This is a genomic window from Simplicispira piscis (genome assembly GCF_054783455.1).
In genome coordinates this window covers 26,101-52,713 of record NZ_BAAGQN010000030.1, presented here as the reverse complement: position 1 = coordinate 52,713, position 26,613 = coordinate 26,101, and the positions used below count along the sequence as shown (strand labels likewise).

The 26,613-nt window shown below is 63.9% G+C and carries 26 protein-coding genes; 8 read left to right on the top strand and 18 right to left on the bottom strand.

Features of this window, described 5'->3' with window-relative positions:
* Together ACYVOC_RS17935 and ACYVOC_RS17930 are read left to right on the top strand one after the other, a co-directional pair.
* Positions 1-686: WYL domain-containing protein (locus tag ACYVOC_RS17935; RefSeq protein ID WP_461162684.1), on the top strand; the 686-nt coding region annotated here is incomplete at its 5' end.
* Positions 687-757: 71 nt separating this feature from the next.
* Positions 758-1,195, top strand: a complete 438-nt coding sequence (locus tag ACYVOC_RS17930; RefSeq protein ID WP_461162683.1) for a hypothetical protein — start codon at positions 758-760, stop codon at positions 1,193-1,195.
* Positions 1,196-1,407: 212 nt separating this feature from the next.
* Here ACYVOC_RS17930 and ACYVOC_RS17925 read toward each other — a convergent pair whose 3' ends face one another.
* From ACYVOC_RS17925 to ACYVOC_RS17905, 5 genes are all read right to left on the bottom strand, one after another.
* Positions 1,408-1,734: a type II toxin-antitoxin system RelE/ParE family toxin gene (locus ACYVOC_RS17925; protein WP_461162682.1), complete on the bottom strand. Its 327-nt coding sequence runs from the start codon at positions 1,732-1,734 to the stop codon at positions 1,408-1,410.
* Positions 1,731-1,982 carry a type II toxin-antitoxin system ParD family antitoxin gene (locus ACYVOC_RS17920; RefSeq protein WP_461162681.1) on the bottom strand — a complete coding sequence of 84 codons (252 nt, stop codon included), beginning with the start codon at positions 1,980-1,982 and terminating at the stop codon, positions 1,731-1,733. The genes ACYVOC_RS17925 and ACYVOC_RS17920 overlap by 4 nt, the downstream gene beginning before the upstream one ends.
* Positions 1,983-2,151: 169 nt before the next feature.
* Positions 2,152-2,796 (bottom strand): AAA family ATPase, encoded by a 645-nt coding sequence (locus ACYVOC_RS17915; protein ID WP_461162680.1) that lies wholly within the window; start codon positions 2,794-2,796, stop codon positions 2,152-2,154.
* A 4-nt stretch (positions 2,797-2,800) separates the two neighbouring features.
* Positions 2,801-3,124: a TA system antitoxin ParD family protein gene (locus ACYVOC_RS17910; protein ID WP_461162679.1), complete on the bottom strand. Its 324-nt coding sequence runs from the start codon at positions 3,122-3,124 to the stop codon at positions 2,801-2,803.
* 77 nt (positions 3,125-3,201) lie between these two features.
* Complete coding sequence (locus ACYVOC_RS17905) at positions 3,202-3,360, bottom strand: DUF3309 family protein (RefSeq protein WP_106447573.1); 159 nt, start codon at positions 3,358-3,360, stop codon at positions 3,202-3,204.
* On the opposite strand from ACYVOC_RS17905, the gene ACYVOC_RS17900 reads away from it, so the two are divergent.
* Positions 3,359-3,532, top strand: a complete 174-nt coding sequence (locus tag ACYVOC_RS17900; protein WP_461162678.1) for a hypothetical protein — start codon at positions 3,359-3,361, stop codon at positions 3,530-3,532. The two genes, ACYVOC_RS17905 and ACYVOC_RS17900, sit on opposite strands and share 2 nt — an antisense overlap.
* 12 nt (positions 3,533-3,544) lie before the next feature.
* On the opposite strand, the gene metE is transcribed toward ACYVOC_RS17900, so the two are convergent.
* Positions 3,545-5,920, bottom strand: coding sequence for a 5-methyltetrahydropteroyltriglutamate--homocysteine S-methyltransferase (metE, locus tag ACYVOC_RS17895; RefSeq protein ID WP_461162677.1), 2,376 nt, complete (start codon positions 5,918-5,920; stop codon positions 3,545-3,547).
* Positions 5,921-6,027: 107 nt separating this feature from the next.
* On the opposite strand from metE, the gene ACYVOC_RS17890 reads away from it, so the two are divergent.
* Positions 6,028-6,954, top strand: coding sequence for a LysR family transcriptional regulator (locus ACYVOC_RS17890; RefSeq protein WP_461162676.1), 927 nt, complete (start codon positions 6,028-6,030; stop codon positions 6,952-6,954).
* Between the two features lie 128 nt (positions 6,955-7,082).
* Positions 7,083-7,328, top strand: a complete 246-nt coding sequence (locus tag ACYVOC_RS17885; RefSeq protein ID WP_461162675.1) for a DUF2789 domain-containing protein — start codon at positions 7,083-7,085, stop codon at positions 7,326-7,328.
* A 111-nt stretch (positions 7,329-7,439) separates the two neighbouring features.
* On the opposite strand, the gene ACYVOC_RS17880 is transcribed toward ACYVOC_RS17885, so the two are convergent.
* The 7 genes from ACYVOC_RS17880 to ACYVOC_RS17850 form a co-directional block, all read right to left on the bottom strand.
* Entirely contained in the window at positions 7,440-9,059 is a 1,620-nt protein-coding gene (locus ACYVOC_RS17880; protein WP_116003862.1) for a DHA2 family efflux MFS transporter permease subunit, read from the bottom strand.
* A 12-nt stretch (positions 9,060-9,071) separates the two neighbouring features.
* Positions 9,072-10,367, bottom strand: a complete 1,296-nt coding sequence (locus ACYVOC_RS17875) for an HlyD family secretion protein (protein ID WP_461162674.1) — start codon at positions 10,365-10,367, stop codon at positions 9,072-9,074.
* Positions 10,368-10,421: 54 nt separating this feature from the next.
* Positions 10,422-11,888: an efflux transporter outer membrane subunit gene (locus ACYVOC_RS17870; RefSeq protein ID WP_461162673.1), complete on the bottom strand. Its 1,467-nt coding sequence runs from the start codon at positions 11,886-11,888 to the stop codon at positions 10,422-10,424.
* Between the two features lie 20 nt (positions 11,889-11,908).
* Entirely contained in the window at positions 11,909-12,409 is a 501-nt protein-coding gene (locus ACYVOC_RS17865; RefSeq protein WP_116003865.1) for a MarR family winged helix-turn-helix transcriptional regulator, read from the bottom strand.
* Between the two features lie 237 nt (positions 12,410-12,646).
* Positions 12,647-13,117: a CopD family protein gene (locus ACYVOC_RS17860; protein ID WP_461162686.1), complete on the bottom strand. Its 471-nt coding sequence runs from the start codon at positions 13,115-13,117 to the stop codon at positions 12,647-12,649.
* 52 nt (positions 13,118-13,169) lie between these two features.
* Entirely contained in the window at positions 13,170-14,531 is a 1,362-nt protein-coding gene (locus ACYVOC_RS17855; RefSeq protein WP_461162672.1) for a diguanylate cyclase domain-containing protein, read from the bottom strand.
* Positions 14,532-14,740: 209 nt separating this feature from the next.
* Positions 14,741-15,604, bottom strand: a complete 864-nt coding sequence (locus ACYVOC_RS17850) for an isocitrate lyase/PEP mutase family protein (RefSeq protein ID WP_461162671.1) — start codon at positions 15,602-15,604, stop codon at positions 14,741-14,743.
* 194 nt (positions 15,605-15,798) lie between these two features.
* On the opposite strand from ACYVOC_RS17850, the gene prpR reads away from it, so the two are divergent.
* Together prpR and ACYVOC_RS17840 are read left to right on the top strand one after the other, a co-directional pair.
* Entirely contained in the window at positions 15,799-17,775 is a 1,977-nt protein-coding gene (gene prpR / locus ACYVOC_RS17845) for a propionate catabolism operon regulatory protein PrpR (protein WP_461162670.1), read from the top strand.
* A 165-nt stretch (positions 17,776-17,940) separates the two neighbouring features.
* Positions 17,941-18,618, top strand: coding sequence for a nitroreductase (locus ACYVOC_RS17840; RefSeq protein ID WP_461162669.1), 678 nt, complete (start codon positions 17,941-17,943; stop codon positions 18,616-18,618).
* 149 nt (positions 18,619-18,767) lie between these two features.
* On the opposite strand, the gene ACYVOC_RS17835 is transcribed toward ACYVOC_RS17840, so the two are convergent.
* Both ACYVOC_RS17835 and ACYVOC_RS17830 read right to left on the bottom strand, forming a co-directional pair.
* A complete protein-coding gene (locus tag ACYVOC_RS17835; protein WP_461162668.1) occupies positions 18,768-19,787 on the bottom strand; it encodes an integron integrase in 1,020 nt (339 codons plus the stop codon).
* A 312-nt stretch (positions 19,788-20,099) separates the two neighbouring features.
* Complete coding sequence (locus tag ACYVOC_RS17830) at positions 20,100-20,291, bottom strand: hypothetical protein (protein WP_461162667.1); 192 nt, start codon at positions 20,289-20,291, stop codon at positions 20,100-20,102.
* A 113-nt stretch (positions 20,292-20,404) separates the two neighbouring features.
* Here ACYVOC_RS17830 and ACYVOC_RS17825 point away from each other — a divergent pair, with 113 nt between their 5' ends.
* Positions 20,405-20,947 (top strand): hypothetical protein, encoded by a 543-nt coding sequence (locus ACYVOC_RS17825; RefSeq protein ID WP_461162666.1) that lies wholly within the window; start codon positions 20,405-20,407, stop codon positions 20,945-20,947.
* 315 nt (positions 20,948-21,262) lie between these two features.
* On the opposite strand, the gene prpF is transcribed toward ACYVOC_RS17825, so the two are convergent.
* The 3 genes from prpF to prpC form a co-directional block, all read right to left on the bottom strand.
* Complete coding sequence (prpF, locus tag ACYVOC_RS17820; protein WP_461162665.1) at positions 21,263-22,459, bottom strand: 2-methylaconitate cis-trans isomerase PrpF; 1,197 nt, start codon at positions 22,457-22,459, stop codon at positions 21,263-21,265.
* Between the two features lie 314 nt (positions 22,460-22,773).
* Entirely contained in the window at positions 22,774-25,422 is a 2,649-nt protein-coding gene (gene acnD, locus ACYVOC_RS17815) for a Fe/S-dependent 2-methylisocitrate dehydratase AcnD (RefSeq protein WP_461162685.1), read from the bottom strand.
* Between the two features lie 32 nt (positions 25,423-25,454).
* Positions 25,455-26,609, bottom strand: coding sequence for a bifunctional 2-methylcitrate synthase/citrate synthase (prpC, locus tag ACYVOC_RS17810; RefSeq protein ID WP_461162664.1), 1,155 nt, complete (start codon positions 26,607-26,609; stop codon positions 25,455-25,457).
* Positions 26,610-26,613 lie beyond the last annotated feature (4 nt).

Sequence of the window (26,613 nt, the reverse complement as noted above, 5' to 3'; positions counted from 1 at the left end):
CTGATCTCCACGCCAATGAAAACCAGGACGCAAATGTTGCGCAAAAAGACGGGGGAGTCCATCCCATCAGTCAAGCGGACTGGCCTACGGCCAGCCGCTTACTTTGGCCGTTAGCGATATCCATGACTCTGGCAGCTTCAACTTCACCACCGGATCATTGGTCTTACCCTTCGATGAAGGAGCGAGTGGAGGCCGAGGGCGCCCCTCTGGAGGAGTACTTTTGTTTTCATTATCAGAATTCCGATGGAGAAAGAACAATTCGTACTGTTCGATCAACACATGTTTTTTTCTCCGCTTCTGACGTCTACCTCCTTGGCCATTGTGAGCTCCGCAACGAAAAACGTGTATTTAAAGCATCCCGAATTACGCAGGCTTATCTTCTCAGCGGAGGTGCCAGCCTCTTTGACTTCTCGAATTGGCTTCGCAAAAAAACGCCTGTGCATCGGGTAATCCGCTCGAAGCAGGTCCTCCTAGTTCGTGAAACGGGAGCGGGCTATATGGTCGTTCAGACATCACGAGGTTTGGTCCACATCGCATCAACAATCTATTCAGAGATCTTCGGCGAAGCGTCAACTCTGTCAGAGTTGGAAACGGCAGCCGCCCTTCTTGACCGCCTACCTGCGCTGGCTCCAGATCTAGCTGCTGAAATGTCGCAAAAGCTGTTGGTCAGAAAAGCCAATCTTTGAGTGGCTGATCTAACCCGTGATTGCAGCGGACCGGCTGCGCCGTCCGCTAAATTTCAACGTTGGGTATCTCTATGACGATTCAGCAGATTCCGAATGTTCGAGTTTGGTTGCAGGGCCGAGATTACGTCGAATCAGCCGAGATCCTGATGGACTACAACCGTGTCCAACCGGCCGCTGTTGTGGCTGGCTTGGCAATTGAGATATTCATTAAGTCATTTCTCGCTATACGCCATGCAACAGGTCATGCCACAACAGAGCGTGGCCATAGTGGGATCGGCATGTTCCATAGTCTCCCTGATCTATTGCGAAATGAGTTATTGACGTGTTCAAAGGAAGTCGATGCCAAAGTTGACTTCATTGCTGAGCTAACAAAGCATGACGGGGCCTTTGTGTCGGGACGATATTGGTACGAACCCACGGAAACTAAGGTGCTCAGCTCGGATACCGTTTACTTCGCGCGGCATCTCTGTGAAGTCGTGCTCCTCTTAGGCAAGAAACGTGGTTCTTAGCTTCGAGCAGAGATGCCCAACCCGCCATTCCAGCGGACCGCCTTCGGCGGCCGCTGAATTCAAAAGTTAGTCCACCCAGGAATAATAGGGGTCGGAGTCGCATTGGTTTTGAAGCGCCAATCCATCCCCTCGAAACGCAAGTTGGAAAAAATCACTCACAAAAAAATAGCTGCCAGCGCTTACCAGATAAGCGTTACAGCCTGTTTTCCGCACTATTCCCATAGCTCCTGCATCCGCTCGGGAATGTCGCGGCGGGTGTGCAGGACGCGCCAGACGTCGATGTGATCGGCGGCCTCTACGTAGAAAACCAGAAACGGGTAACGCGTCAGAGGCCAGGTGCGCAGGCTGGGGATGCCCAAGGCGTGGCCGTAGCGTGGGGAGCCTGTGGCGGCATGCAGGCCTATATGCCGATAGGCCTGTTCCAGTGCATCGACAAAGCCCATGGCGGCGTCTGCGGCGTTCTCGCTCAGATAGTGGTCAATCGCTGCCTCGATGTCGTGGCTGGCTAGCGTGCGTGCAACGACGGGTTTGGCCTTCACGCCTTGGCACCCGAAGCGGGGCCTTTGCGGATACGTTGCCGCAGAGCATCGAAGTACGCCGGGTCTGCCACCGGGCCGGGCGCTGACGCTGCACCTTGCAGCAACAGGCCACGCAGGTGGCGGCGATCCTGGTCGGCGCGGATCAGCTCGCGCACGTATTCGCTGCTGGTGCTGTAGCCCTGTTCTGCCACCTGGGCATCGACGAAGGATTTCAGGGCGTCGGGCAAAGAGATGTTCATGGTGCTCATGCCGCAAGAATAGGCATCTTGGCAAAATTTGGCAAGAACGCGGTAAACCATTGAGACGCCGGCCAAGCCCATAGTGAGGCATCGGCGTGGCGATTTTGCTCTTCAAAAGATAGCTTCTAGCGCTTGACCAATGAGCGCTAGAGGCTGTTTTCGTATTAATTTCTGCAGCTCAATCCGCAGCTTGTTTCGCCCCCGCTGCACCCAACATGCGCTGCACCCAGTCCGGCATGGCATCCACCAGCGCCGTGGTGGCCGTGGCCGTGCGAATGGCCACCAGGCGCGGGCCACCTTCGGTTACTTCCATGGCGTCATACAGATAAGCCACATCGGCCAGGCGAACGGCCTGTGCGAGGTTCGCCAGGGTGCGCGGGTAGCGCGCCAGGATGCGTTCGGGCGGCACGGGGTGGCCGCCTTCGCGCACGCGCTGCGCCACGCGGTCGAGCAAGCGGGCCGGGTCGTCCAGTGCCACGATGTGCAGCGCAACGGTGAAGCCGTGGCGTTGTGCCTCCTTGATGAGCACGAGCTTGGAGGGGTGGGAGAACACGGTTTCGCTGGCGAATGGCGTGTGCGCCGTGATCAAGGCCGTGCGGCGCGCGTCGGCCCAGGCGCGGGCGGCTTCGGAGCGCTCTTGGGCGTTGGCGATGTGCTGCAGGTGCGCGCGCTCGTGCAGGTCGGCGTTCACGAATTCGAGCGGCGGCCCCAGGATGCCTTCGCGTACCAGGGCGCGGTAGAGCGTGGATTTGCCCGCGCCGTTGGGGCCTGCGAGCAGGTGGAACCAGAGTGGCGAGGGCGTTGCCGCGCGGGGCGCTGGCATGGGCTCAGACTGCGTGGGCCTGGTTCTCGCGCACCACTTCGCGCACGCGCTGGGCCAGCGAGCCGCTGGTCTGCGCGGCCAGCAGGCGGGCGCTCAGTGCGTCCACCGAGGCGGCGGCGGGGGTGTGCGGGGTTGAGGTGGCTTCGTACTGCTCGATGGCGAGCCGCGCTTCCTGCACGCTCAGGCCCGTGTGTTCCACGATTTGGCCCAGCGTGGCCCAGTATTCGATCTGGCTGGCGACCGAGCGACGCATGGGCTGCGCGGCCTGGCGTGCCTGCTCGACAAGGGCGCTGGGAAGTTTGACGGATGCAAAGGGGGTGGCGGCCATGGTTTTCTCCTGATTGGCGCATTTTGCGCCAATCAGGCGTTAAACGCAAAGCGGCGGTGTCCGCCTGTGGCCTGTGCCTAGATTCGCCCCATCAGCAGCAAGACCACCAAAATCAAAACCACCAGGCCGATGCCGCCGCTGGGGCCGTACCCCCAGGAGCGGCTGTGGCCCCAGGTGGGCAGAGCGCCGACGAGGATCAGGATCAGGACGATGAGAAGGATCAGGGAGATCGACATGGCAGTTCTTTCTGGTGTTTGTGAGAAGTCTCTGCATGGTGCGGCGCGCCCGCGTGCCGCCCGGCAGGCGCAGGGCGATCCTGGCTGTCGGGTTTCTTCGGGTGAGGCTGTCAGACAGCGCGTATTCAGCTATTTGTTTGATAGCTTCTTGCGCTTTATGGAACAGCCCTGAAGGCCGATTTGGCTACAGACTCATTTCTTCTTCCAGCCGCGCCCGCACCGCGTGCGCGGCCTGCACCATGTGGGCCAGGGCGGCTTCGGTTTCGGGCCAGCTGCGGGTTTTAAGGCCGCAGTCGGGGTTGACCCACAGGTTGTCTACAGGCACCACTTCGGCGGCTTTTTCGAGCAGCGCGGTCATCTCGTGCACGCCGGGCACGCGCGGCGAATGGATGTCGTACACGCCGGGGCCGATTTCGTTGGGGTACTGGAAGTCGCCAAAGCCCTGCAGCAGCTCCATGTCCGAGCGACTGGTTTCTATCGTGATGACGTCGGCATCCAGGGCGGCGATGGCGGGCAGGATGTCGTTGAACTCGCTGTAGCACATGTGGGTGTGGATTTGCGTGTCGTCGCGCACGCCGCTGGCCGCAATGCGAAAGGCGCGCGTGGCCCAGGCCAGGTAGGATTGACCATCGGCTTTGCGCAGGGGCAGGCCTTCGCGGATGGCGGGCTCGTCGATTTGGATCACGGCAATGCCGGCGGCTTCCAGGTCGCTCACTTCGTCGCGGATGGCCCAGGCGATCTGTTCGGCGGTCTGGCTGCGCGGCTGGTCGTCGCGCACAAAGCTCCACTGCAGGATGGTGATGGGGCCGGTCAGCATGCCCTTCATGGGCTTGTCGGTCAGGCTTTGGGCGTAGCGCGTCCAGGCCACCGTCATGGGCGCGGGGCGGGCCACGTCGCCATAAATGATGGGCGGCTTGACGCAGCGCGAGCCGTAGCTTTGCACCCAGCCGTTCTGTGTAAAGGCAAAGCCGTCCAGCTGCTCGCCAAAGTATTCGACCATGTCGTTGCGCTCGGCTTCGCCGTGCACCAGCACGTCCAGGCCCAGGGCTTCCTGCTTGCGCACGGCCAGGGCGATTTCTGCTTCCATGCTGCGCTGGTAGTGCGCGGCGCTCAGCGTGCCGCGCTTGAAGCTGGCGCGGGCCGCGCGGATTTCGGTGGTCTGCGGAAACGAGCCGATGGTGGTGGTGGGCAGCAGGGGCAGTTGCAGGCGCGCGCGCTGCGCCTGCTGGCGCACGGCAAAGCGGCTGCTGCGCTGGTCGGCGCCAGGGGCGGCAGCGGCCAGGCGGGCCGCCACCGTGGCGCGGTGCACGCGCGGGTTGGCATGGCGCGCGGCCCTGGCCGCGCGCGCGGCGGCCAGTTCGGGGCCGACGGCCGCTTCGCCCTGGGTGAGGGCGCTGGCCAGCAGGCGCAGTTCGCCCAGTTTTTCAACGGCAAAGGCCAGCCAGGAGCGGACTTCGGGGTCGAGCGCGGTTTCGGCCGCCAGGCTGAATGGCACATGCAGCAGCGAGCACGAGGGCGCCAGCCACAGCGCGCCCTGGTGTTTTTGCAGCACCGGCGCCAGGCGTGCCAGGGCGGCATCGAGGTCGGTGCGCCAGATGTTGCGGCCATCGACCACGCCCACCGACAGCACCTTGTGCGAGGGCAGCCAGTCGGCCACGCCGACCAGCTCTTCGGGGGCGCGCACGGCGTCCACGTGCAGGCCGGCCACCGGCAGCTGGCAGGCCAGGCGCAGGTTCTCCGACAGCGGCGAGAAGTACGTCGCCAGCAGCAGCTGGGGCGCGCTGCGGGCCAGTTGCCAGTAGGCGGGCTCAAAAGCGTGGCGCCAGGCTGCGGGCAAGTCCAGGCCCAGGATGGGCTCGTCGATCTGCACCCATTGCACGCCCTGCGCCTTCAGGCGCGCCAGCACGGCTTCGTACACCGACAGCAATGGCTCCAGCAGCGTAAAGCGGTCAAAACCGGCCTCTTTGGATTTGCCCAGCCACAAAAAGCTCAGCGGTCCCAGCAGCACGGCCTTGACCGGGTGGCCCAGCGCCTGCGCTTCTTGCACTTCATCAAACAGGCGCTCGCTGGCCACGCGGAACGTGGTGGCCGCGCTGAATTCGGGCACCAGGTAGTGGTAGTTGGTGTCAAACCACTTGGTCATTTCCAGCGCGGGCTGGCCGTCGGTAGCGTGCGCTGCGGTGCAGCCGGGGCTGCAGCCTTCGTGGGTGGTGGCACCGGCCGACACACCGCGCGCCATGGCGAAGTAGCGGTCCAGTTCAGGCGTGTCGGCGCCCAACGCAAAACGTGCGGGCTCGCAGCCCAGCAGTTGGATGTGGTTGGCCACATGGTCGTACAGGGCGAAGTCGCCCACGGTGACAAAACCCAGGCCCGCATCGGCCTGCGCTTGCCAGTGCTTCTGGCGCAGCTGGGCAGCGGTGGTTTGCAGGTCGGCGGCGGTGCGGTCGCCGCGCCAGTGCGATTCGAGCGCAAATTTCAGTTCGCGCTGTGCGCCCATGCGTGGGAAGCCCAAGGTGTGGGTGAGCACGGGGCGGGAGGGCGAGAGCGCGGCTTGCGACATGGTTGTGTTCCTTCGGAGGGTGTGCGGTGCAATGAAGGTTGCAATGGTCGCGCGGACTCATTTATTATTCAAACGAAAGTTTTATCTGATCAACTTGAATAAATCTAATGATCCAATCCATTTTGGAGCTGCGCCACCTGCGCACCCTGCAGGCGCTGCGCGACAGCGGCAGCCTGGTGCGGGCGGCGCAACTGCTCAACCTCACGCAGTCGGCGCTGTCGCACCAGGTCAAGCTGCTCGAAGACCGCTACGCTGCGCCGCTGTTCGAGCGCAAATCGGTACCGCCGCAGTTCAGTGCCACAGGCAGCCGCCTGCTGGCGCTGGCCGACGCGGTGCTGCCGCAGGTCGAAGCGGCCGAGCGCGACGTGGCGCGGCTGCTGACCGGGCGCGGCGGCCAGTTGCGCATTGCGGTCGAATGCCACACCTGCTTTGACTGGCTGATGCCGGCCATGGACGCCTTTCGCAGCCGCTGGCCCGAGGTCGAGCTGGACATCGTCTCGGGCTTTCAGGCCGACCCGGTGGGCCTGCTGCACCAGGACCGCGCCGACGTGGCCATCGTCTCGGAGGTGGACGCTGACGACCCGGTGGTGCAGTTCCACCCGCTGTTTGGTTTTGAAATCCAGGCGCTGCTGGCCAACGACCACGCGCTGGTGGCGCGCAGCCACCTCAACGCGGCCGACTTTGCCGACCAGACCCTCATCACCTACCCGGTGCCCGACGACATGCTCGACCTGGTGCGCCAGGTGCTGGAGCCCGCCGGCGTGCGCCCGCCGCGCCGCACCACCGAACTGACGGTCGCCATGCTGCAGCTGGTGGCCAGCGGGCGCGGCGTGGCGGCGCTGCCGGTGTGGGCGGTGCAAAGCTATGTGGAGCGCGGCTACGTCACCGCCCGACCGATTGGCCCGCACGGCCTGACCGGCCGCCTGTACGCCGCGTGCATGCAGCGCACGGCCGAGCGGCCCTGGCTGGCCGATTTCGTTAACGTGACGCGGGAGAGCAGTTTTTTGAGCCTGAAGGGGGTGGCGCTGCTGTAGGTCGCCTCGTTTCTTGTCATCCTTTTTCGCTGGTTGGTGCCGCGGGCTTGGGTTTGGCCTGAATTCTGTAGATACTGGTTTACAAGCTTTTGATCCACTTTTCTCTTGCGCCAAAGGAGTGACACGCCATGGATAGCAGCATTCACCGCTTTACAGACCTTTTTGCCCAACTGGGCCTGCCGACCGACAACGCCGCGATCGAGCAGTTTTTGCGCCAGCATTCGCCCCTGGCGGATGACATCACCCTGCCCAATGCCCCGTTCTGGACCACCGCGCAGGCCGCATTTCTGCGCGACGGGTGGCGCGAAGATGCCGACTGGGCTGAACTGGTTGATCAGCTCAACCTTGCGCTGCGGGCACCGGTACTGGGTTGATCGTCTGGCTTACCCTTGTGATAGCTATCAAAAAAATAGCTTCTAGCGCTTGTGTATAGGGCGTTAGAAGCTATTTTTGTTGGTTTTTTAACAATGCAAAAAATCAAACCCTCAATGCGCCCCGCCGGCATCTACCGCTGCACCTGCTGACGCGGGCCGGTGGGTCAGCCAGATGGTGGCGATCAAGGTCAGGAACAGAAATGCGGACGCCAGAAAGATGTCGTCCACGGCACGTGTGTAGGCCTGCTGGTCGATCAGGCGGTTGACCTGGGCCAGTGCCTGCGGCATGGTCAGTCCCGAAGCGGTCAGGCCGTTGAGCGTTTGGGCAAAGACACCTTGTCCTTGCACCAGCGTTTCGGTCAGGTGGGCGTGGTGCATGGCGGCGCGGCTTTCCCACAGGGTGGTCGTAATCGATACACCCATGGCACCCGCGGTGATGCGTACAAAGTTGCTCAGCCCGGCCGCCGCCGGAATGCGCTCGGGCGGCAGTCCCGAGAGCGTGATGGTGGTCAGCGGAATGAAAAAGAACGCCATGGCCGCGCCCTGGATCACGGTGGGGATCAGCACCGTCACAAAGTCGGTTTCGGTATTGAAACGCGAGCGCATCCACAACACCAGGGCAAACACAATGAACGCCCCGGTGGCCATGCGGCGGGGGTCCCACTGGCCCACCTTGCGCCCGACGATGGGCGTCAGCAAGATGGCCAGCACCCCCACAGGCGCCAGCGCCATACCGGCGGCCGTAGCGGTGTAGCCCATGAACTGCTGCAGCCACAACGGCAGCAGCACCACATTGCCAAAGAACAGGGCATAGGCCACGGACAGCGACAGCGCGCCAAAAGTGAAGTTGCGGCCCTTGAACAAGCGCAGGTCCACCACCGGGTGCTCGTCGGTCAGCTCCCATACCACGAACACCGCAAACGCCACCGCTGCAACGATGGCCATGGCCGTGATTTCGCCCGAGGCAAACCAGTCCAACTCTTTGCCCTTGTCGAGCATGAGCTGCAGCGAGCCCACCCACAACACCAGCAAGCCCAAACCAACGCTGTCGATGGGCAGCTTGCGTGTGGGGGTTTCGCGTTGCTTGTAGATGGCCCAGGTGAACGCAGCGGCCAGCAGACCCACGGGAACGTTGATGTAGAAGATCCACGGCCAGGAAATGTTGTCGGTGATCCAGCCGCCCAACAGCGGCCCTACCACCGGGGCGACCAGCGTGGTCATGCCCCACAGGGCCAGCGCGGTGCCCGCCAGTGCGCGCGGAAAACTCGACAGCAGCAGGGTTTGCGACAGCGGAATCATCGGCCCGGCCACCAGGCCTTGCAGCACGCGGAAGAACACCAACATCTCCAGCGACGTGGCAAAGCCGCACAGCCAGGAGGTGATGACAAACAGCAGCACGCTCATGCTGAACAGACGCACGGCGCCAAAACGCTGCGTGAGCCATCCGGTCAGCGGCACCGAGATGGCATTGGCCACGCCAAAGCTGGTGATGACCCAGGTGCCCTGGCCGGGGCTCACGCCCAGGTCGCCGGCAATGGCGGGAATGGACACGTTGGCAATCGACGAATCGAGCACGTTCATGAACGTGGCCAGCGACAGCGCCAGCGTGCCCAGCAGCAGCGTGGAGCCGGTCAGCGGCGGGTGCTGTGCGGGAGGTGTTACAGGCGTTGCGCTGGCAGGTGCCGGGGCTCCTGTGGACGCTTGGGGCGCAGCGGGACTGGCGGCAGTCATGCAAATCCTGGCTTAACGCACCACGGGCGCGTGCACTGGCGCGGCCGCATGGGCAGTTCCGTGGGCGCGCGCCGTGCGGGCTGCGCCGGGCGAGGCCATGGCCGCCTTGCGGCCGCCCAGGTTGGCCGCAATGATGTTCGCTACCTCGGTGTCTGCCGCCTGGAGCTGGGCGTCAAACACGGTGGTGGATGCCACAGGCGCGGTGCGCGGCGTGTCGGAGAGGGTCTTGCCGCTTTGGTCGGCAATGTCCACCTTCACCACCATCGACAGGCCCACGCGCAGCGGGTGCTCGGCCAGTTCTTTGGGGTCGAGCGCCACGCGCACGGGAACGCGCTGCACCACCTTGATCCAGTTGCCGGTGGCATTTTGCGCGGGTAGCAGGGCAAAGGCCGCGCCGGTTCCGGCGCCCAGGCCGGCAATGCGGCCGTGGTAAATCACCTTGTCGCCGTACACATCGGCCTCCAGATCGGCGCTTTGGCCGATGCGCAGGTTTTGCAGCTGGCTTTCCTTGAAATTGGCGTCCACCCACAAGTCGTTCAGTGCCACCAGCGTCATCATCGGGGCACCGGCTTGCACACGCTGGCCCACCTGCACGCCGCGCTTGGCGACATAGCCGTCGAGCGGCGCCACCAGTTGGGCGCGCTGCACGGCCAGGTAGGCTTCGCGCACGCGGGCCGAGGCACGCTGTACGTTCGGGTGCTGCTCGATCGATACGCCCTCGGTCTGCGTCTGGCTGGCGGCCAGTTGTTCTTGCGCGGCCAGCACGGCCGATTGGGCGGCCGCTACGCTGCTGCGGGCGGCGGTCAGCTGGGCGTTGGCGTGCTGGAACTCTTCCTTACCCACGGCGCCGCTGGCCATCAAGGGGGCGCGGCGGTTCACGTCGTCTTGCAGCCGGGCTGCGTCGGCTTGGGCACGGGCCAGGTCGGCTTTGCGCAGGCTGACCTGCGCTTGCAGGGTGGAGTTGTTGGCAAACAGGGTGCGCACCTCGCGCACGGTTTGCGCCAGTTGTGCCTCTGCCTGGTCCAGCGCTACACGGGCATCGGCTGGGTCCAGCGATACCAGCATCTGGCCGGCGCGCACAAAGTCGGTGTCGTCGGCACCAATGGACACCACGGTGCCGCCCATTTGCGGAGTGATCTGCACCACGTTGCCCGCGACGTAGGCGTTGTCGGTCGATTCAAAGTGGCGGCCGTTGAACCAGTGCCAGCCGCCCCAGGCGGCGCCGACCAGGGCTACGGCCACGGCGATCAGGGTCAGGCCACGGCGGCGGGCGGTGTTGGCTTCGGTGGCGGTCAGGGGTGCGCTCATGGCGGGGTCTTTCGGGGGTTCGGTCTGTGCGGGGTGTTGGGTAGCGCGGCGGTGTCAGTGCGCTGCAGTGTGCAAGGTGGCCGTGTCGTCGGTCCAGCCGCCGCCCAGCGCTTTCATCAACTGCAATTGCGTGTCGATCTGGCGGGCACGCAGGTCCACGGCCAGGCGGCGTTGGGCCAGGACCTGGCTTTCGGTGCTCAGCACCAACAGGTAGCTGCCCAGGCCTGCGCGGTAGCGTTCCTGGGCAAAGCCGTAGGCTTTTTCGGCGCTGGCGGCGGTTTCGCGCTGCAGGGCCTGCTGGCGGGTGAGCGACTGCACCGAGGCCAGCGCGTCGCCCGCTTCTTTGACGGCTTCAAGCACGGCGCTGTTGTATTGCGCAATGGCGGCGTCCTGTTCGGCCTGGCGCCCGCCCAGTTGCGCGCGCAGGCGGCCGCCATCAAAAAGGGGCAAACGCAGGGCAGGGCTCATACCCATCTGACGCGAGCCAGCGTTGAACAGATTGTCGAGCCCCAGCGCGTTCAGGCCAATAAAGGCGCCGATGTTGATGTTGGGGTAGAACTCGCTGCGCGCGCTGTGCACGCCTTGGGTGGCGGCTTCCACGCGCCAGCGGGCGGCCACGACATCAGGGCGGCGGCCCAGCAGGTCGGCGCCCAGCGTGTCGGGCACGGTGAGGGGCTGCAGTGCGACCAGCCGGGGCGCCAGCGTGGCCAGCGCATCGGGCGCCTGGGCACTGAGCACGGCCAGTTGGCGGCGTGCGAGGGTGATTTGTTCTTCCAATGCCTCGATCTGGGTGCGCGCATCGGGCACGGCCGCCTGGGCCTGGGTCAGTTCGACCTGGCTGTCCAGCCCGGCGGAAACGCGCTCGTGCGTCAGCTTTTGCTGTTCTTCCCGCTGCGCCAGGGCACGCTGGGCCACGTCGCGCTGCGCTACCAGCCGGGCCAGCGCCACATAGCTGCGCGCCACCTGGGTGGCCAGCAGGTTGGTAGCGGCGGCCGCATCGGCCTGGGCGGCGCGGGCCTGGCCCAGGGCGGCTTGCAATTCGGCGGCGTGCTGGCCAAAGAAGTCGGGCGCCCACGACAACGATGCCTGCAGGTTGCCGCTGTTGTAGGTGTTGCCCGCGACCGGAGCGGGAACCAGCCCATGGGCGGTGTAGCGCTGGCGCGTGGCATCCAGCCCCAGCGTGGCCTGCGGCCCGTTGGCCGCTTCGCGCACCTGGCTCAGTGCCACGGCCTGCTCTAGCCGGGCGCGGCTGATGGCCAGGCTGGGGCTGCCTTGCAGGGCCTGCGCGACCAGTGCGTCGAGTCGGGTGTCCCCCAGCACCGACCACCACTGCGCTGGCGCTGCGGGTGTGTCGGCTGCGGCGTCCAGCCCTGCGGCTGCGGGCGTGGTTTGGGCCAGGGGTGCATGGCTGGGGCCGGGGCTGGCGCAGCCGCTGGCAAACAGGGCGGCGGCCAAAGCGCTGGCCAGCAGGCTGCTGCGCAGCGGTGCGGGGCTGCACTGGGGTAATGTGGTGAACGGCATGGGGGAGGAGAGGGGGTGAATCAGGGTTGGCGGTCTGCACTTTGCCGCAGCGCTTCGCCGTTGGATTGCATGCGGCGCAGCAGGCCCAGCAGTGTTTGCCATTCGTCGCGGGTGAAATCGCTGAGGTGGCCGTTGAGCACATCCGACAGCACGGCCGGCACCTGCGCAGCCACCTTCTGTCCTTCGGCGGTGAGCGCGAGTTGCACCACGCGACGGTCGGTGGTGGAGCGCTCGCGCACGACCAGGCCCTTGGTTTCCAGGCGGTCCAGGGCACGGGTCATGGCGGCTGGGTCGTTTTCCAGGTCGCGGGCCAGGCTGGCCACCGTGGTGTCTTTGCAGCGCGAAATCTTGTACAGCGGGAGCCACTGCGCATAAGTCAGGTCGTGCGTGGCCAGTTGCCCGTCGGCCTGGGTGCGGATCGACGACAGCACCTTGCGCATGAGATAGCCCACGCTGTCTTCGGGAGACAGATCGGTGGGGTTATAGAACGGGGCGCGCGCGCAAACGGGAGCAGAAGGCATACCCGCGAATATAGTTGACTAGACAATTATTGGCGCGACAAGCATCTCAAAAACATCTGGGAAAAGAGGGCTATTGGGGCCCGAAGGCCCGTCCAGTGAAGAGTTGGTGTGGCAGAGCGATTCGAACGCTGCGCGCAAAGGTCTTGGCGGCTTGCGTTGATGATCTGGCCGTGGCTGCAGCCAAGTCGAGCCGTAACGAAATCAGGTGCGGTTCAGTGGATTGGTGAAACCTGTGGATCAGACCAGCAGCACGGTAGCGGCAATAACGGCGAAACCCAGCACCAGGTTCACGGTCACTCCGGTGCGTATGGCGGCCAGTGCCTGACCGCCTGCCGCCCAGTTTTCTGCAGCGACGGCGCGCTGTAGGCGCTTGAAGAGCGCAAAACGGATATGGCCGAAGATGCCCATCATCACCAGCCCCAGCGTGGCCATGATGGTCCACGATATCGGCATGGTGAAGGGGCCACCGATCTGCGATGCCTCGCGCGCTACACGGCCGATCATCCACAGCCCGGTGCCCAGCGTCAGCACCACGGCGACCAGCACGGCGGCAAAAAAGCGTTGCAGCACGCTGCACATCAGCGCAAGGCGAACGGGGGGCTCCAGCGCCTGGGCTGCAGGGCGCAAAAAGAAATGGGCAAATACCATGCCGCCGATCCACACGACGATGGACAGCAGATGAATCAGTTTCAGGGTGGCGTACATCAGGCAACAGGCGGTTGGGGCAGGTAAAAAAAGTTCGGCTCTGCGAGAACGCAGGTCAGGCGCTGAAACGGGACGCTATGCCAGGGGCTGTTTCCGTCTGGACCTGGTTGCCGCCATTGTGCTTGGAGCGGTACATGGTGCGGTCGGCATGGTTCAACAGTTCAGCGACGTCCGTGCCGTGCTCGGGGTATACGGCCACGCCAATGCTGGTTTGCATGTGCAGTGACTCGTCCTTCAAGGAAAAAGGCTGCTGGAAGGCCTCCAGGATTTTGCTCGCCACCTTCGCTGCATGGCGGGACGTGCGGCCGTTTTCGAGCAGCACGACAAACTCGTCTCCGCCCAAGCGCGCCACGGTGTCTGCGGCGCGCACGCAGGCTTGCAGGCGCTGTGCCACCTGTTGCAGCAGCCGGTCGCCCATGGCGTGGCCCAGGCTGTCGTTTACGCGCTTGAAGCGGTCGAGATCCACAAACAACAGCGACACCATCGTGCCATCGCGCCGCGCACGCGCCAACGCGGTGTGCAGGCGGTCGAGCAGCAGGGCGCGGTTGGGCAGATGGGTGAGCATGTCGTGCTGCGCCATGTGCAGCAGGCGTTCGTGCATCTGCTTGCGCTCGATGGCCGCTGCCACCTGGGTGGAGATGAACTGCAGCAGCTCCTTGTCCTTCTCGGTGTACGAGCCGTTTTCGGTATAGCTTTCCAGTACCAGAATTCCAAGGGTCCCACTGTCGGTGCGCAAGGGCACGCCCAACCAGTAAAGGGCATCACTCTGCGGTGCAGGCAAGGTGCGGCGGTTGGCGGGGGTGAGCAAAACAGTGCGGCCTGTGCGCACCACCTCGGCACACAATGCGTCGTCTTTCAATGCAATGGTGCCCGGCGCGGCCAGCTGCGTATTGGCATGGTAGGCGTAGCACAGCGTGTTGCTGGCCTGGTCGTACAGCACCACCGAGAAGTGGGCGGCGCTCAGCAATTGCCCGATGGCCTGGTGGATGCCTTCGTACAGCGACTCCAGACTTTTCGCTGTGTGCGCAATCTCCGAGATGGCGTAGATCGCTGCCTGCTTGGATTCGCTCAATTTACGCTCGGTGATGTCATGCGCCACGGCCAGCCGCAGTTGCCGGTCGGGGAGCCAGCGCGCCGTCCAGCTGATGTGTGCGATGGAGCCATCCTTGCGCACATAGCGGTTCTCGAACTGCAATTGCAGGTCGCCTTCCATGATGTTTTGCGCCTGGCTCTGGGTGACGGCCCGGTCGTCCGGATGCACCAGGTCGAGCATGCGGCGCCCCATCACTTCGGCCGGTGCGTAGCCAAAGATGCGCTCGAATGCGGGGCTGACAAACACGATGCGGCTGTCGGCCTGCACCATGCACACGGCGTCCAGCAGCAAGTTGACAACATTCAGCGAAGAAATACTGTGCATGGAGTGAAGTGGGCGGTCGGAGCTTGCAGTAGGCATGGATGCAAACCATTGTGCCGTGATGGCTCCATCCATGCTTTCCAAGGCCAAAAGCCCTGGCCATGCGCCCTACAGAACCAAGGGCACGCCGCGCGCAGCAACGAAGCATGCACACACGAATACTATTTAATTGATAGCATATAGCGCTTCACTGGTGGGCTTTTAAGGCTGTTTTACCGGTATTTCTCTTCTAGCGCATCCCACCCAGGTTTGCCCACCAGGCGCTGGCGTTCGGCAAACGGCGTGACCAGGGCGGGGTCTTCACGCAGGCTGTGGGTGTCGCGCAGCACCGTCAGCGCTTTTTGCATGCCCGCCACAGCGGCTTGCAGGGCGGCGTTGGCGTACAACACCAGGCCATAGCCCAGGCCGCCCAACTCGTCAGCGCCGAAGAGGGGTGTTTTGCCACCGATCACCATATTCATCAGCTGGGGCTTGTCCAGGCGCTGGGGCAGGGCGCGGATTTCGCTCTCGGTGGTGACGGCTTCCACGAACAGAATGTCGGCGCCGGCTTCGCTGTAGCGCTGGGCGCGCTCCACCGCAGCCTCGAAACCATGCATGGCGCAGGCATCGGTGCGGGCCATGATGAGGGTGTCGCCATTGCGCCGGGCATCGGTGGCTGCCTTGATTTTGCCGACCATCTCGGCGGCCGATAGGACTTCCTTGCCGTTGAAATGCCCGCAGCGCTTCGGTGAAACCTGGTCTTCGAGCTGGATGCAATCGGCCCCGGCGCGCTCGAGCGTACGCACGGCGTGGTAGGTGTTGAGCGCGTTGCCAAAGCCGGTGTCGGCGTCCACGATCAGCGGCAGATCCACGGCGTCGCGGATGCGGGCGGTGTGGTCGGCAATGTCCGTGAGGCCCATGAACGCCTGGTCGGGCAGGCCGAACCACATGTTGGTCACCCCGGCGCCGGTAACGTAGATCGCCTCATACCCCAGGTCGGCCACCACGCGGGCAGACAGGGCGTTGAACGCGCCGGGCACGATGACACCACGGCGCGCCTTGGCCAGGGCCTTGAGTTGTTGTTGGGTGCTGGTCATGCAATGTCCTTGTCTCAATTGGTGTGAAGGCCTGTGGCACAGGCGCGTACGAACTATTGCAATCCTTGTGCCAAGCACCTCCCGTTAGCGTTGCGATGCGCAAGTGCTTATGAAGCAAAGGTTTTTGGCACCTGAATACTTTGCTTTTCTCAATTTTCTTTTCGCAGTGTTTCAAAACTGAAATAATGCATTGCATGATTGAAGCGATCGTGCATTCCTCCGCCCTTGCCTTGCCCCGCATCGCCACCGTAGGCCGCCACCGCATCGGCCGCGTGCTGGAGCGCGTGGCCGAGCTATTCGCCGGTCAGGCGCATATCGAACACATCAGCGCCTCGTTTGACACCGCCGTGGACGCCGTGCGGGCCCTGCACTCACGCGCGCCCATCGACGCGCTGGTCGTGGCCGGGGCCAGCGGCGCCTGGATGCGCGAGCGCGTGGACATTCCTGTCGCTATGGTCGAGGTGCGCGGCTTTGATCTGCTGGGGGCGCTGGCGCGCGCCCGTGCGCTGTCGCCGCGCGTGGCGCTGGTCACGTTCGGCGCGCCGTCCGAGCACCTGGCCCAGTTCGACGCCCAGTTTGGCGCCGGCATTGCCCAGTTCAGCTACCACGGGCCCGAAGACGCCACCGCTTGTGTGCAGGCCATGCAAGCCGCCGGCATCGGCGCCGTGGTGGCGCCGGGGCTGGTGGCCGACCTGGCCGAAGAGGCCGGCATCGCCAGCGTGCTGCTCTATTCAGACGCCGCCGTGCAGCAGGCGCTGCAAGAGGGCGTGCTGCTGGCGCGCCAGCGCCTGACCGAGCGCGCCCGCCACCAGCGGCTGCAGACCATCCTGGGCCAACTGCAAGACGGCGTGGTGGCCGTGGACTGCGCGCAGCGCATCCAGGCGCTGAACCCGGCCATGGCGGCCCTGCTGGGCACGCCGGCCGAGCAGTTGCACGGCCGCACGCTGGGCGCCGTGGCCCCGCAGCTGGATATGGCGGCCACCCTGCGCCACCAGCAAAGCAGCGAAGACGTGGTGCAGCTGGCCACGCGCACCCAGGTCGTGCGCCGCGCCCCCATCGTGGAAAACGGCGTGCTCACCGGCGCACTGCTGGTCTGCCGCGACCCGCAGGTCATCCAGAACGCCGACCGCCACCTGCGCGCCAACCAGCGCCAGCGCGGCGCGGGCGTGCGCTGGCGCATAGCCGACTGCGTGGGCGACAGCCCCGCCATGCAGCGCCTGCGCGCGCTGGCGCACCAGTGCGCTGCCAGCGAGGCCACGGTGCTCATCCTGGGCGAGAGCGGCACCGGCAAAGAGCTGGTGGCCCAGGGCATCCACCGCGCCAGCCGCCGCGCCGCCCAGCCCTTTCTGGCCGTGAACTGCGCCGCTTTAGGCGAAAGCCTGCTGGAGAGTGAACTGTTCGGCTACGAAGAAGGCGCCTTCACCGGCGCGCGCCGGGGCGGCAAGACCGGGCTGATCGAAGCGGCCCACACCGGCACCCTGTTCTTGGACGAAATCGGCGACATGCCGCTGGCCCTGCAATCGCGCCTGCTGCGCGTGCTGCAAGAGCGCGAAGTGCTGCGCGTGGGCGCCACCACGCCCGTGCCGGTCGATGTGCGCGTGATCGCCGCCACCCACGCCGACCTGGGCGCGCAGGTCGAAAAAAGCCTGTTCCGCCGCGACCTGTATTACCGCCTGGCCGTGCTGCGCCTGGCCACGCCCGCCCTGCGCGAGCGCAGCCTGCAAGACGTCGCCCACCTGGCCCAGGCCCTGCTGCAGCGGCGCCTGAATGCCGGTGCCGATGCGCCTGCCGATGCGCCGCCGCCCGCTGCCGCCATCCACACGCTGCTGGCCGCCGTGCTGCAGCGCGCCCAGGGCCACACCTGGCCCGGCAACGTGCGCGAACTGGAAAACTGGGTAGAGCGGGTGCTGGCCTGCCAGGGCTATGTGTGCGGTGCGCAAGGCGCGGTGGACGCGGCGCGGCTGCTGGAAGTTTTTCCGGAATGCGCCGAGCAACTGACCTTGGCTGCGCCCGCTGCTGCCATCCGCCAGCCGCATCTGAAAGAAACCCGCCGCCGCGCCGAGCAGCAGCGGGTGCGCGAGGTGCTGGAGTCCGTCAGCGGCGACCAGCGAAAGGCGTGTGAGGTTTTGGGGATCAGCCGGGCGACGTTGTGGCGGAGGATGAAGGCGTAAGAGTCTGGGCGGCAGGGCACTCCTGCTTCCGCCACAGGCCCGTGCCCGCGTGGGAAGCACTGGGCATGTCACGCAGTTGACCTCCCGTTCAGACCCCGCTTTGGACAATGGTCTGCGCGTGGGCCCGGCAGGGCGCGACGCATCCCTAACCCCAGCGAGACCAGCATGAAATTCGACGACGTCATCCAGCAGCGCCGCAGCATTCGCGGCTACTTGAACAAGCCCGTTCCCAAGGCGCTCATCCGCGAGGTGCTGGAGCTGGCCATGCGCGCCCCCACCTCCATGAACACCCAGCCCTGGAATTTCTACGTGGTCAGTGGCGAAGTGCTCGACCGCATCCGCGCTGGCAACGTAGAGCGCAACCTGGCGGGCGTGCCCCATTCACGCGAATTTCGCCTGGGGCCAGACTACATGGGCCCGCACCGCGAACGGCAGATTGGCGTTGCCAAGCAGCTGTTTGCCGCCATGGGCATCGAGCGCGACAACAAGGAAAAGCGCCACGACTGGATACTGCGCGGCTTTCGCCAGTTCGACGCCCCGGTCTCCATCGTGGTGACGTACGACCGCGCCATCCACGGCAGCGACATTGCGCCGTTTGACTGCGGCGGCGTGGTCAACAGCATCGTCAACGCCGCCTGGGCGCGGGGCTTGGGCTGCGTGATCAACAGCCAGGGAATCATGCAATCGCCCGTAGTGCGCGCCGAGGCCGGCATCCCCGACGACCAGGTGATTCAAACCTGCATCGCCATGGGCTGGCCCGACGAGAGTTTTCCGGCCAACGCGGTAGTGTCGCAGCGCAAGCCGGTGGACGAGGCGGTGACGTTTTTGGGGTTTGGGGACTGAGGCTGACGGGGGCGTGCCATCGAATAGCCATTGGTTCCTCGGGCCAGGATGCTGATGGGCTGGCCAACGCCCACCAGACAGATCGCTGAGCCTGAGTGACTACTCCCGACCCTGAGCAGCCATCCAGATGAAAGCTCCAAAACCGTCATTCAGCCAGGCGGCAAATGCAAGGCCAAGGCGTCCAGCGGGCTGGAGGTGCCTCCGGCAGCGACTTTCAGGACATGGGTGTAGATCATCGTCGTGCTCACGTCCGAATGCCCCAGAAGCTCCTGCACCGTGCGGATGTCGGTACCCGACTGCAGTAAATGTGTTGCAAAGCTGTGGCGCAGGGTGTGCACGGATACCTGTTTGGCAATGCCCGCCAGGGGCGTGGCGCGCTTGATGGCGCGCTGCAGGCGCTCCTCAAACACATGGTGGCGGCGAATCACCCCGCTGCGTGGGTCTACGCTGGTGCCTTGCGCCGGAAACAGCCAAAACCACCCCCAGCTATGGCCGACCTTGGGGTATTTCACTTCCAGCGCGTCGGGTACCTCGACACCTGCTTGATCCGTTTGCCGGTCTTTCTCCCACACTGCCCGGGCATGCAGCAATTGTTGGCGCAGGGTATCCAGCAGGCTATGGGGCAGCATCACGACACGGTCCTTGTTGCCCTTTGCCTGGCGCACCACGATCACTTTGCGGTCAAAGTCCACATCTTTGACGCGCAGGCGGATGCCCTCCATCAACCGCATGCCCGTGCCGTACAAAAGCCGTGCCAATAGCGCCTCGGTGCCCTGCATTTGCGCCAGCAACGCGCCAACCTCTGCCTGCGTGAGTACCGATGGAATGCGTTTGGGTTGTTGGGGACGCTGAATGTCCTGCATCCAAGGCAATTCGGTGTTCAGCACATCCCTGTAAAGAAACAGCAGCGCCGAAAGCGCCTGGTTGTGCGTACTGCTGGAGACATGCCGCTCGCTGGCCAACATGGTCAAGAACGCCTGAACGTCGGCGGCTCCCATGTCCCTGGGGTGGCGCATGGCGCCACTTGCCCGTGCCGACCAGCGCACGAAAAAGCGCACCCAGTAGACGTAGGATTTTTCGGTGTTGAGACTATAGTGGCGGTAACGCAAGCACTCCCGCAGCTGATCCAGCAAGCGGGTGGAATGCAAGACAGGAGTGGAGGGTTTCATGGGGAATTTATACCTGTGTTTTTGCACAGTGTATGGCCGGGGGAGGCAAGCTGCAAGCGGCTTTCAGCGGTTTCGGTGGTCGGATGTATCCGACTGCGTCAGTTTTATCCCGCAGGATTTGCGGGATACATTACGTTAAGACGCATGGGATACGCTGCCTTTGTCTCAATGGCTATTGGGTGCGCACTCGGCGCATTTGCTGGTCTGGTTTTCGCAAAAGCATCCATTGCGGCCGTGAGCGCGAGATTCAATGTCGGACTTAGAACTGCGCGTATTGGCGCAATTCTTGGAGGTACGGTGGTCGTTTTTCCGTCATTCTTTCTTTCCATTGTTCTTGGCGGAACTTTTGGGGGTGGATGGGGTGAAATTGTCGCTGGCAAAGCCGGTGTAGTTATTGGTCTCGCGGCTGGAATCGCCTTCATTCTTGCCATTGGTCTTGGAATTGGCGCAGCGTTGGGAAGTCTCCTGGCCGTTGTAGTTCGTCGCGCGTTGGGGAGTGGGCATGGGTCTTAACATACCAATCGACGCGGACCCACAGCAGCAGGAGGCGGCTTCGCCGCTAATGCTGGTGGTCCGGTCATTTTTACGTTAGGCAAAGAAAATTTGGGGGGTGCGTGATGGACTGGATCACAACAAATAGCAATATGTTATTGGTGATTCTAACTGCTATATATGTATTTGCCACCATCGCCATATTAATGGCGACTACAAAATCTAATAAACTCACCCAAAAGAGCATTGAGCAGACAGCGATATTGGAAAGAGAGAGATTGCGACCATACCTATCGATTGAATTAAAAATTACCAAGAAAGGCGGGAAGGATGGTTTGCCATACGGTTACATTGTTCTAAAAAATACAGGTGCCACACAAGCGCGTCATGTATTCATAGAAATGGAACCTGTAATATTTTCAATGCCAATCGTTGACGGAAAGAAAGAAAAAAAGATCCCATATTTTATAGAAAACCAAACTGAAAATATTGCACCCAATGGCGAGCTGTTCGATAGCATAGGATTTCTGCCTGGAATATTTGAGCATTTCGATGCTCCAATATTTAGGGGAACAATTACATACCAAGATGTAAACAGCAGAAAATATGTAGAGTCGTTTACAATAAATTTTGATGTTATGCGTTTGGCCACACCATACATTGATTAATTCCCTAACATGCAGCTCCAGCGGATGCACCAAAGGCGCGCGCCGCTGAGCCTTGACGTTGAGCGTCCGCTTCCATTACCCGTCACCGGCTGCTCCTGGCCGCAAGCAGACGCCCAGCCTGGCCTTGGCGCTCAGATATAAATCCGTTTTCGCAGATAGAAAAGGCGCAGGAATTTAAAATTCCAGCGCCTTTTTTGTTGTCGTGTAAATCAATTTTGATAGCTGCTACCGCAATACCATAAATCGTTACAGCCGTATTTGATATAAACTCCGTCAGCGCCCGCCGCAGCTGCACAACGGCGCAGCGCCACCCGCTTAACCCGCCAACACATCCCCCGGCACTCGCACCCAGCCCTCCATCAAAACCCGTGCGCTGCGGCCCATCAGGGCTTTGGTGACTTGCCACTGGCCGTTGACCTGCTCTGCCTCGGCGCCCACGCGCAGCGTCCCCGAGGGGTGGCCAAAACGCACGGAACTTCGTTTTCCACCCCCGGCCGCCAAGTTCACCAGCGTGCCCGGAATGGCCGCAGCGGCGCCGATGGCGACGGCGGCGGTGCCCATCATGGCGTGGTGCAGTTGGCCCATGGACAGGGCGCGCACCAGCAAATCCACATCAGCGGCGCGCACGGTTTTGCCGCTGGACGCGGCGTAATTGGCCGGCGGCGCCACGAACGCCACCTTGGGCGTGTGCTGGAGGGCGGCGGCGTGGCCGGTGTGCGCTATGAGCCCCATGCGCACGGCGCCGTGGGCGCGGATGGCCTCGAAGCGGGCCAGCGCCTGCGGGTCGCTGTTGATGGCGCCCTGCAGCTCGGTGCCGGTGTAGCCCAGGTCGGCGGCGTTGACGAAGATGGTCGGGATGCCGGCGTTGACCATCGTCACCTGCAGCGCGCCGCTCGGCACCACGGACGCAGGCACTTCGAGCGTGTCCACCACGTTGCCGGTCGGGAACAGGGCGCCCTCGGCGGCGGGGTGGATGAATTCGAGCTGCACCTCGGCGGCGGCAAAGGCCACGCCGTCGAGTTCAAAGTCGCCCGTCTCCTGCACCGCGCCGTCGGTGATGGGCACGTGGGCGACGATGGTTTTGGCGATGTTGGCCTGCCAGATGCGCACGGTTGCCGTGCCGCTCTTCGGGATGCGCGCGGCGTCGATCAGGCCCATGTGGATGGCGCAGGGGCCGACCGCTGCTGAGAGGTTGCCGCAGTTGCCGCTCCAGTCCACAAAAGGCCGGTCGATGCTGACTTGGCCAAACAGGTAGTCGACGTCGTGGCCGGGGCGGGTGCTTTGGCTCAGGATCACGGCCTTGCTGGTGCTGGACGAGGCGTTACCCATGCCGTCGATCTGCTTGCCATACGGGTCGGGGCTGCCGAGCACGCGCAGCAGCAATTGATCGCGCAGGGCGCCGGGGGTTTGCGCGGCTTCGGGCAGGTCTTGCAGGCGGAAGAACACGCCCTTGCTGGTGCCGCCGCGTATATAGGTGGCGGGGATTTTGATTTGGGGGGCGAAGCGGGTCATGGGCGGTGGGAATTTGGTTTTTCGAATTTGATAGCTGGTAGCGCTTGTGGGTATTGGGTTAGAGGCTGATTTTGTTGTGAATGTGCAGTTTTTTGATTGCCGTTCGATCTGATCCTGTTGAGAACAACTGGGGTCAAGCAGTCAACACATGCACCGCTGTGCCCTGTGCTCCGGCATTGGGGTCAGAGCACGAGTTTCGCTTTGCAAAATCGTGATCCGACCCCAATGCCTGCGTCGCTCGTGTGCGCGCTGTGGGAGCGGGAGCAACACGGGGGCGGCAGTTGGCATGCGGATTTGATAGCTGCTAGCGCTTGTCACGCCTGGGTTAGAGCCTTATTTGGCTCATTATTTTCTTCCGCGGTCTGCGCCAGAAAATCTTGCGCAAAGCGCTGCAGCACGCCGCCGGCGGCGTAGATCGACACTTCTTCGGCGGTGTCGAGCCGGCAGGTCACCGGCACCTCGACCCGTTCGCCGTTTTTGCGCGCGATGACCAGCGTGAGCGTGGCGCCGGGGGTGCGCTGGCCGCGCACGTCAAACACTTCACTGCCGTCGATCTGCAACGTGTGGCGGGTGGTGCCGGGCTTAAATTGCAGCGGCAGCACGCCCATGCCGACCAGGTTGGTGCGGTGGATGCGCTCAAAGCCCTCGGCCGCGATGGCTTCGACGCCCGCCAGGCGCACGCCCTTGGCGGCCCAGTCGCGGGAACTCCCCTGGCCGTAGTCGGCGCCGGCAATGATGATGAGCGGCTGGCGGCGCTGCATATAGGTCTCGATCGCCTCCCACATGCGCACCACCTGGCCCTCGGGTTCGATGCGGGTGAGCGAGCCTTTTTGCACCTGGCCATCGACCACGGCCATCTCGTTGATGAGCTGCGGGTTGGCAAAGGTGGCGCGCTGGGCCGTGAGGTGGTCGCCCCGGTGCGTGGCATACGAGTTGAAGTCTTCCTCGGGCAGGCCCATTTTGTGCAGGTATTCGCCCGCCGCGCTGTCCAACAAAATGGCGTTGGACGGCGACAGGTGGTCGGTGGTGATGTTGTCGGGCAGCACGGCCAGGGGGCGCAGTCCACGCAGCGTGCGCTCGCCGGCCAGCGCGCCTTCCCAATAGGGCGGGCGGCGGATGTAGGTGCTTTGCGGGCGCCAGTCGTAGAGCGGGTCGATGTTGTCGCCGGTCACAACGCCCAGCTTGAACATCGGGTCGTACACCTGCCGAAAGTGCGCGGGCTTGACGCTGTGCGCCACCACGGCGTCGATTTCCGCGTCGCTGGGCCAGAGGTCTTTGAGCGTGACGCTCTGGCCGTTGTGGTCCATGCCGAGCACGTCTTTTTCAATGTCAAAGCGGATGGTGCCGGCAATGGCGTAGGCCACCACCAGCGGCGGCGAGGCCAGGAATGCCTGCTGGGCATAGGGGTGGATGCGCCCGTCGAAGTTGCGGTTGCCCGACAGCACGGCGGTGGCGTACAGGCCCCGGTCGATGATTTCTTGCTGGATGGCGGGGTCGAGTGCGCCGCTCATGCCGTTGCAGGTGGTGCAGGCAAAGCCGACGATGCCAAAGCCCAGCTGTTCCAGCTCTTTCAGCAAACCGGCGTCTTGCAAATACAGCTCGACCGCCTTGGAGCCGGGCGCCAGCGAGGTTTTGACCCAGGGCTTGCGCGCCAGGCCCCGTGCATTGGCGTTGCGCGCCAGCAGAGCCGCTGCGATGACGTTGCGCGGATTGCTGGTGTTGGTGCAGCTGGTAATCGCCGCAATGATGACGGCGCCGTCGGGCATCAGGCCCTCGGCCTCTTGGTCGCGGGCCATCTGCAATTTGACCGGCCCGGCGATGCCGCGCGCCGCCAGATCGCTGGTCGGCAGGCGCTTGTGCGGGTTGGACGGCCCGGCCATGCTGCGCACCACGCTGGACAAATCAAAGCGCAGCACGCGCTCGTATTCGGCGCTCGCCAGCGCGTCGGCCCACAGGCCGGTGCGCTTGGCGTAGGTTTCGACCAGCCTGACCTGCGCGTCCTCGCGCCCGGTCAGGCGCAGGTAGTCGATGGTCTGCTGGTCGATGTAGAACATCGCCGCCGTGGCGCCAAACTCGGGCGTCATGTTGGAGATGGTGGCGCGGTCGCCCAGCGTCAGGGCGCTGGCGCCGGTGCCGAAAAACTCTAGGTAGGCGCCCACCACTTTTTGTTGGCGCAGGTATTCGGTCAGCGCCAGCACCACGTCGGTGGCGGTGATGCTGGGCTGGGGTTGGCCGGTCAGCTCAACGCCGACGATGTCGGGCAGGCGCATCCACGAGGCGCGGCCCAGCATCACGCTCTCGGCCTCCAGCCCGCCCACGCCAATGGCAATCACGCCCAGTGCATCGACATGCGGCGTGTGGCTGTCGGTGCCGACCAGCGTGTCGGGGAAGGCCACGCCATCGCGCGAATGCACGACCGGCGACATTCTTTCGAGGTTGATCTGGTGCATGATCCCGTTCCCCGGCGGGATCACCTCGACGTTTTTGAAGGCGGTTTTGCACCATTCGATGAAGTGGAAGCGGTCTTCGTTGCGGCGGTCTTCCACGGCGCGGTTCTTGGCGAAAGCGTCGGGGTCGAAGCCGGCAAACTCCACCGCCAGCGAGTGGTCCACGATGAGCTGCGTGGGCACCACCGGGTTGACCTGCGCCGGGTCGCCGCCGCGCTCGGCAATGGCGTCGCGCAGGCCGGCCAGATCGACCAGCGCCGTCTGGCCCAGGATGTCGTGGCACACCACGCGCGCCGGAAACCACGGAAAGTCCAGATCCCGCTTGCGCTCTATCAGCTGTTGGAGCGAGGCGGTGAGCGTGGCCGGGTCGCAGCGGCGCACCAGGTTTTCTGCATGGATGCGCGCCGTGTAGGGCAGCTTGGCGTAGGCGCCGGGGGCGATGGCATCGACGGCGTCGCGGGCGTCGAAGTAGTCCAGCGCGGTGCCGGGCAGGTTCTTGCGGTAGAGGGTGTTCATCATCGGGCGGCTGATTTCGGGCTTGATTATGGTTACTGGCGCTCGCTCAAAGGCACGAACACCTTGTCGTCGGGGCCGGTGTAGTTCGCGCTGGGGCGGATGATTTTGTTGTCGATGCGCTGCTCGATGGCGTGCGCCGCCCAGCCGCTGGTGCGGGCCACCACAAACAGCGGCGTGAACATGGCGGTCGGCACACCCATCAGGTGGTAGCTGACGGCGCTGAACCAGTCCAGGTTGGGGAACATCTGCTTGGCGTCCCACATCACGGCCTCCAGCCGCTCGGCAATGTCGTACATCTTGGTGTTGCTGGCGCTGCCCGAGAGCTGGCGCGCCACACGCTTGATGACCTCGTTGCGCGGGTCGCTTACGGTGTAGACCGGGTGGCCAAAGCCAATCACCACCTCTTTGGCCTCGACGCGGCGACGGATGTCGGCTTCGGCTTCGCAGGGGCTGTCGTAGCGCTTCTGGATTTCGAACGCCACCTCGTTGGCGCCGCCGTGCTTGGGGCCGCGCAGCGCGCCGATGCCGCCAGTGATGCACGAATACAGGTCCGAGCCGGTGCCGGCAATCACGCGGCAGGCAAAGGTGCTGGCGTTGAATTCGTGCTCGGCGTACAGGTTGAGCGAGGTGTGCATGGCGCGCTCCCATTCGGGCGGCGGCGCCTTGCCGTGCAGCAGGTGCAGAAAGTGCGCGCCAATCGAGTCGTCGTTGGTTTCGACCGCGATGCGCTTGCCCTGCGTGCTCCAGTGGTACCAATACAGCAGCATCGAGCCCAGCGATGCCAGCAGGCGGTCGGCAATGTCGCGCGCGCCGGGGGTGTTGTGGTCGTCTTTTTCGGGCAGCACGCAGCCCAGGGTCGATACGCCGGTGCGCACCACGTCCATCGGGTGGCTGCTGGCGGGCAGGTGCTCCAGCGCTTCTTTCACGCTGGCGGGCAGGCCGCGCAGGGCCTTGAGCTTGGCTTTGTAGGCGCGCAGCTCGGCGGGCGTGGGCAGCTTGCCGTGCACCAGCAGGTGCGCCACTTCTTCAAACTCGCACACATCGGCCATGTCCAGGATGTCGTAACCCCGGTAATGCAGGTCGTTGCCGGTCTTGCCGACGGTGCACAGGGCGGTGTTGCCCGCCGTCACGCCGGACAGGGCGACGGATTTTTTCGGTTTGAAGGTGGGGCTCAGTGTTTCGCTCATGGTG

Bases quoted from the DNA above. Each gene is read 5' to 3' on its own strand.
- ACYVOC_RS17930 (WP_461162683.1), top strand. From the start codon at position 758: ATGACGATTCAGCAGATTCCGAATGTTCGAGTTTGGTTGCAGGGCCGA.
- ACYVOC_RS17920 (WP_461162681.1), bottom strand. From the start codon at position 1,982: ATGAGCACCATGAACATCTCTTTGCCCGACGCCCTGAAATCCTTCGTC.
- ACYVOC_RS17915 (WP_461162680.1), bottom strand. From the start codon at position 2,796: ATGCCAGCGCCCCGCGCGGCAACGCCCTCGCCACTCTGGTTCCACCTG.
- ACYVOC_RS17910 (WP_461162679.1), bottom strand. From the start codon at position 3,124: ATGGCCGCCACCCCCTTTGCATCCGTCAAACTTCCCAGCGCCCTTGTC.
- ACYVOC_RS17900 (WP_461162678.1), top strand. From the start codon at position 3,359: ATGGCAGTTCTTTCTGGTGTTTGTGAGAAGTCTCTGCATGGTGCGGCG.
- ACYVOC_RS17905 (WP_106447573.1), bottom strand. From the start codon at position 3,360: ATGTCGATCTCCCTGATCCTTCTCATCGTCCTGATCCTGATCCTCGTC.
- metE (WP_461162677.1), bottom strand. From the start codon at position 5,920: ATGTCGCAAGCCGCGCTCTCGCCCTCCCGCCCCGTGCTCACCCACACC.
- ACYVOC_RS17890 (WP_461162676.1), top strand. From the start codon at position 6,028: ATGATCCAATCCATTTTGGAGCTGCGCCACCTGCGCACCCTGCAGGCG.
- ACYVOC_RS17885 (WP_461162675.1), top strand. From the start codon at position 7,083: ATGGATAGCAGCATTCACCGCTTTACAGACCTTTTTGCCCAACTGGGC.
- ACYVOC_RS17880 (WP_116003862.1), bottom strand. From the start codon at position 9,059: ATGACTGCCGCCAGTCCCGCTGCGCCCCAAGCGTCCACAGGAGCCCCG.
- ACYVOC_RS17875 (WP_461162674.1), bottom strand. From the start codon at position 10,367: ATGAGCGCACCCCTGACCGCCACCGAAGCCAACACCGCCCGCCGCCGT.
- ACYVOC_RS17870 (WP_461162673.1), bottom strand. From the start codon at position 11,888: ATGCCGTTCACCACATTACCCCAGTGCAGCCCCGCACCGCTGCGCAGC.
- ACYVOC_RS17865 (WP_116003865.1), bottom strand. From the start codon at position 12,409: ATGCCTTCTGCTCCCGTTTGCGCGCGCGCCCCGTTCTATAACCCCACC.
- ACYVOC_RS17855 (WP_461162672.1), bottom strand. From the start codon at position 14,531: ATGCACAGTATTTCTTCGCTGAATGTTGTCAACTTGCTGCTGGACGCC.
- ACYVOC_RS17850 (WP_461162671.1), bottom strand. From the start codon at position 15,604: ATGACCAGCACCCAACAACAACTCAAGGCCCTGGCCAAGGCGCGCCGT.
- prpR (WP_461162670.1), top strand. From the start codon at position 15,799: ATGATTGAAGCGATCGTGCATTCCTCCGCCCTTGCCTTGCCCCGCATC.
- ACYVOC_RS17840 (WP_461162669.1), top strand. From the start codon at position 17,941: ATGAAATTCGACGACGTCATCCAGCAGCGCCGCAGCATTCGCGGCTAC.
- ACYVOC_RS17835 (WP_461162668.1), bottom strand. From the start codon at position 19,787: ATGAAACCCTCCACTCCTGTCTTGCATTCCACCCGCTTGCTGGATCAG.
- ACYVOC_RS17830 (WP_461162667.1), bottom strand. From the start codon at position 20,291: ATGCCCACTCCCCAACGCGCGACGAACTACAACGGCCAGGAGACTTCC.
- ACYVOC_RS17825 (WP_461162666.1), top strand. From the start codon at position 20,405: ATGGACTGGATCACAACAAATAGCAATATGTTATTGGTGATTCTAACT.
- prpF (WP_461162665.1), bottom strand. From the start codon at position 22,459: ATGACCCGCTTCGCCCCCCAAATCAAAATCCCCGCCACCTATATACGC.
- acnD (WP_461162685.1), bottom strand. From the start codon at position 25,422: ATGAACACCCTCTACCGCAAGAACCTGCCCGGCACCGCGCTGGACTAC.
- prpC (WP_461162664.1), bottom strand. From the start codon at position 26,609: ATGAGCGAAACACTGAGCCCCACCTTCAAACCGAAAAAATCCGTCGCC.